Below are 5,125 nucleotides of genomic sequence, written 5' to 3' on the forward strand. Positions count from 1 at the left end.
CTCCTCGTGTACTGGAAATATTTTGTACACCTGTAATCAGTTCTTTTCTTTCTACTTGTGCTTCTCGGGCCCAAGCACCATGCAAATGAACAAAGTCATAATCAGCAGTTGGAAAGTCAATGTTTAGACTCATCAAACGTTCAACTCTAACGGAATGTGTTCCTTGATTTTCTAACGTTGCATGCCTTGTTATGACACTCAATTCATGAAACACAGTGTAAGAAAGAGTCAACATTACATCAGAATAACGATCCTTCAATTGGATTTCTAATGTAGTCGCTTCATTTGAAGTAGCAAAGGTTGAAGGCATCCCTTCAATTTTTTTCTTTCCTTCTACAACTGAATAGGCTTGATACTCGAAGTGACTGATGTGATCTCCATCTGGGTAACGAAGTTCAATAGCTGGATAGCGAAAGTCCGTTGTCCCATATGCCGGCATCTCTTGTTTAATATGCTCCAAGGATGTCGTATAGTTATCGACCTTTAAATTGTTTGATGGTCGCACTTCCCGTTCAATCAAATGAGCAAATGAACTGCGATGTCGAATGGCTTTTCCAACATATAATTGTTCCAAAACGTTTGTCTCTTCCATCACCCGAAATATATAACTTATTTTTCCGTTTGTAAGATGAAACTCTTTTGTGTCTTCATTGGTAAAAACATATTTAGTCATAATTTACTCCTTTAGTTAGTTTATACAGGTAATCTCTCGTTATCGGTGTTTAGTGTTACCTTTCTTTTGTCTTTACTTGTAGTCCTTTTTGAATCAACATCCAATAAAGACTCGGAACAAGAAAGAAGAACAGTACTAAATTAAAGTAGGCTACGCCCATTGCACTCCATGTTAGCATTAAAACAAACAAACTTTTAAAAGGATTACGAATCATATAGTCCAAAGTATAGGCATAAAGCCATTTCCCATTATATGTATCTTGTTTATCCTCATATAAACTGATTGCTAGCACTAAAAAGGTATGATAAAGGGAAAACAGCGTCAAACTGGTTACTACTAAGAAGCTACTTATAGTATGCAAAAGTCCCATATAGAGACATAAAAGACTAGCTAAACACATACTTAACAATACAGTCCATACAAATGATAACCCTTTACCAAAAGGGATACTTTTTCTTGTTCTATCTTGTTCAGCAGGTGCATCAATTGGAGCAAGAACTACCCTTTCTTGTAAAAAAGACAGTGCACTTCTTGCTGCATCTGCAAAACCATAAATTAGACCGGAACGTATGAGTGCACCCCAATAATGTACTGATCCGACAGCAAACAAATGAATCATTTCTACAGATCGTGTCAATCTTGGGGCTTTTTTCATCTTCATTCTTCCTCTCTAAAGTTAATTGCTTATTTTACTGAACCGGCTACACCGTTATAGATGTATTTTTGTAATGAAAGGAACACAATTAGAATAGGGATAATAACAATCATGACCCCAGCCAGGATAACTGGCCAATTGGTTCCATAAGGACCTTTGAATGCAAAGAGTGCTGTGGATATAACTTTCAATTCTCTTCCTGGCATATAAAGGAAAGGATTATAAAAGTCATTATAGACACCTACTCCGCTAATGATCAGCATTGTTACAATTGGTGCTTTTAAGTTAGGCAAAATAATTTTTCTGAAAATCTGGAAATAAGATGCTCCATCTAAAATAGCCGATTCATCTAGTGAGATAGGAATCTCATCTAAGTACTGCATAAAGATGTAAAGTGCGACAACGTCTGTACCCAAATTTAAGACGACTACTGACCAAATAGTATTAAATAAACCTAATCCTTCAATGATTTGGAAGGTTGCTACTTGACTCGTTATTCCCGGAATCAGCATGGCTGTCATAAACAATGTTAGGATTATTTTCTTAAAGCGGAAATCAAAACGATTCATCGCATAAGCAAACATCGATCCTAATGTTAATTTCCCTACCATGCTGACAACAAAAATGAATAAGGTATTCTTGAATCCCGTCAACATTTCCCCATCGACAAATGCAGTTATATAGTTGGTGAAATCTAACGTTTTAGGCAGTGCCAGCACTCCTGTTGACAAAAATTCTTCATTAGATTTAAATGATCCAATCAATACCACCAATATCGGTAGTAACGCTACAATAGCCCCTAAAGTAAGGACTGCGTACTTGAATACACTTCCAAACGATAATTTGATTTTACTTTTCTTTTTATAAGTTGCTTGCGTCAATTCCATATTCTACCTCTTTTCTCGTATGGCTAAACGTTGAATTACAGTAACAACAATCACAATCGCCAATAATACGATTCCCATTGCAGAAGCCAAACCGGTTTTATTGTATTTAAAGGCTGTTGAGATTGTTTGTATGACAAATGTTGTTGTTCCGTTCGAACCACCCGTCATGATATAAGGAATATCGAATACACTTAGTGAACCGCTGATGCCTAAAATAATATTTAAAAAGATAATATTTTTTATGCTTGGGACAATGATATAAAGAAATTTATCCCATTGGCTGGCGCCATCAATATCAGCTGCTTCATAGATTTCAGGATTAACCGATTGGATGGCTCCTAAGAAAATCAAGAAGTTAAAACCGGTATATCGCCAAACTGAAGTAAAAGCCAACGAAATATTATTAATCGAACGATCCCCTAACCACAGACGAATTTGACCGTCTAATCCTAGGAATGATAAGACCGTATCTAACGTACCGCCACCTTTATAGAAATACAAAAAGATGAATCCAATTGCCACACCATTCAATAAGTAAGGGAAGAATAATACACCTTTCCAAAAATTAGCGAATTTGACTTTGAACGATAGCAACGTTGCAAATAATAGCGCAATACCTAGTTGGAAAAATGTAGCGATGAAGTAGTATAAACTTGTTTTGAAAACTGCAAAGTAGTTTGGATTTGTTAAAACCGTCCGATAGTTATCTGCGCCAACAAAATTAGGATCAGGTGTGATTCCATTCCAATCAGTCAAACTATATTGGAACATCTTAACCAATGGATAGTAAGAAAATAACAGCAATAAAGCTATGGGAATGATAGTAAACAAGAAAATGAGCAACTTTTTTTCTGAATTTTGATTTAACTTTATTTTATGCACAATTTACCCCTCCATTAATAAATCGAGCGTCCCTACGAAATAAGGACGCTCCTTTAAATCAATTAGTTATTGCCGACTGTTTCGATTGCATCAGCCCATCGTGTATTAAATTCTTTCATAATATCGTCAAATTTTTCATCTGTATTTCCTACACCCGCATCAATAATGCGTTGTTTTTCCAAATCAGTAGAACCTACACCCAATTCAGACATATTGTTCACATCTGGGAATAAAGATTCTTTTCCTTCAGGAGCAGGATTTTCTTCTAGTAAGATAACACCTGCATCTTGGCTGGCTTGTAACGCTGCTGGATAGTCTCCACCTATTACAGCTGATAATCCACCATTGTCTACTGCATAATCAGATTCATTAACTAACCAATCCAATAAAGTGCGTGCTGCTTCTTTATGTTCGCTGTTCACATTAATGGCTAAGTTGTAGTCTCCACCAATACCCATATATTGTTCACCATCTTCAGCTGTTGTTGGGAACGTTTGGAATGTGATATTTTCTGCATTTTCAGGAACAATTTCTTGGATTTGCGGTACAGCCCAGCTTCCTAAAACCATGACCCCAACTTTTCCATTTGCCAAGTCTACTTTTGATTGTTCCCAATCAGATGTTGTTGGGTCAGCTTCAATCAACCCTTTATTAGCTACTTGATATAACGTGTCATAGATTGTGTACATTGTGTCGCCTTTTTCAAATGGAGCAGTATCTTGTGCTAATTTTGTTGTTACATCTGGATCACCAGAAACTCCTGTACGTGTGAAGTCCCAGTTAGATAATGTCCAACCTGCAGCATAGTTTGTGTATAACGGAGTTACATCAGGAGTTTTTTCCTTGATCGTTTCTAAAGCAGCAATAAAGTCTTCTGGTGTTTTAGGGAACTCGTTGATCCCAGCATCTTTAAATACTTGCATATTTACGACCATGCCTGTTGCATTCATCTGTGATGGAATACCGTATTGAACGCCTTCGAATGAACGATCATTCAGTCCCATATACGTTTCGCCTAACTCTTCTTTGTCTCCTAAAGGTTCAAAGAATAATTCAAAATCTTGTGGTGCAATATCCGCCGGCAGCATCAATAGATCCCCGTATTCTTCTGTGTTCATTCGTGTCTTCATTTGACCTGCATAATCGGTAATCGTTTCGATCTCTACTTTAATATCAGGATGTTCTTCATTAAATTCTGTTATGTATTCATCCCATTTGCCATTCGTTTCCCAATCTGTTTTATGGTTGATGAATGTAATTGTTTCAACACCATCTGCTGCATCAGTTTCCTTCGTGCTTTCTCCCCCACATGCAGCTAACCCCAAAACAGAAGCGATTGCCAAACTTGCCAAACCAGCTTTACCAAAAACGGAATTTCTTTTCATCTCTATATCCTCCTCAAAATATTTTTAAGAATCAGTAAGCGTTTACAAGGAATATGTTAGCATGTTTACTTTTAAATGTATATACTTTTGTAATAATTTTTTTATTTTTTTTCGAAATAAGATTGAATGATTGATTCTGCTGGCTTTCCATACACTGCATAATCTTGATCTGCGTCTGATTGGTGAATAGGATATAACTTAGATTTCCAATCCCAAAGGCCAAATCCCTCTACCCATTCATACTTATCGGTTTGTCGAAACATCTCCTCATACCATTCTTTTTGTCCAGAACTATCCACTGACCCTTCTAATTCCCAGTTATTTGGCAACCATTTTGAGCCTGTACGACTGGCACATCCTACTTCACAGAAAAAGAAAGGCTTTTGTTCTATTTCTACTACCTCTTCGATTCGTTTTAATTCTTGTTCCCATTTATCCATAGGGTAATAACCAGATGAGGAAAGGACATCAACTGCATCCCACCATGTTAAATGATCCTCTTGATATTTGTCGCAATTGTAGGTAATCAGCCCAGTATAGGCATTTCTTACGTTTGAAATAACCTCACGCCATTCTTTTTCTCGGCGATCACTATTCACCAGCTCACATCCTACTACAAAGAGTTCACAAGCAGTTTCTTCGG

6 protein-coding genes are annotated in these 5,125 nt (G+C 36.9%); all 6 read right to left on the reverse strand.

Annotated elements, in window-relative coordinates:
* Nucleotides 1–673: glycoside hydrolase family 36 N-terminal domain-containing protein (locus tag ABS911_RS14100; RefSeq protein WP_350468083.1), on the reverse strand; the 673-nt coding region annotated here is incomplete at its 3' end.
* A 55-nt stretch (nucleotides 674–728) separates the two neighbouring features.
* On the reverse strand, nucleotides 729–1,328 hold the full coding sequence (locus ABS911_RS14105; protein ID WP_350468084.1) for a hypothetical protein: 600 nt from the start codon (nucleotides 1,326–1,328) through the stop codon (nucleotides 729–731).
* Nucleotides 1,329–1,357: 29 nt separating this feature from the next.
* Entirely contained in the window at nucleotides 1,358–2,215 is an 858-nt protein-coding gene (locus ABS911_RS14110; RefSeq protein WP_350468085.1) for a carbohydrate ABC transporter permease, read from the reverse strand.
* Nucleotides 2,216–2,218: 3 nt separating this feature from the next.
* Nucleotides 2,219–3,097: a carbohydrate ABC transporter permease gene (locus tag ABS911_RS14115; RefSeq protein WP_350468086.1), complete on the reverse strand. Its 879-nt coding sequence runs from the start codon at nucleotides 3,095–3,097 to the stop codon at nucleotides 2,219–2,221.
* A 62-nt stretch (nucleotides 3,098–3,159) separates the two neighbouring features.
* Nucleotides 3,160–4,482, reverse strand: a complete 1,323-nt coding sequence (locus ABS911_RS14120; protein ID WP_350468087.1) for an ABC transporter substrate-binding protein — start codon at nucleotides 4,480–4,482, stop codon at nucleotides 3,160–3,162.
* A gap of 101 nt (nucleotides 4,483–4,583) precedes the next feature.
* The coding region (locus ABS911_RS14125; RefSeq protein ID WP_502880553.1) for a glycoside hydrolase family 113 at nucleotides 4,584–5,125 on the reverse strand (542 nt) is incomplete at its 5' end.

This window comes from Carnobacterium sp., assembly GCF_040274425.1.

Coding starts and splice junctions, on each gene's coding strand:
- ABS911_RS14105 (WP_350468084.1), bottom strand. CDS start 1,328: ATGAAAAAAGCCCCAAGATTGACACGATCTGTAGAAATGATTCATTTG.
- ABS911_RS14110 (WP_350468085.1), bottom strand. CDS start 2,215: ATGGAATTGACGCAAGCAACTTATAAAAAGAAAAGTAAAATCAAATTA.
- ABS911_RS14120 (WP_350468087.1), bottom strand. CDS start 4,482: ATGAAAAGAAATTCCGTTTTTGGTAAAGCTGGTTTGGCAAGTTTGGCA.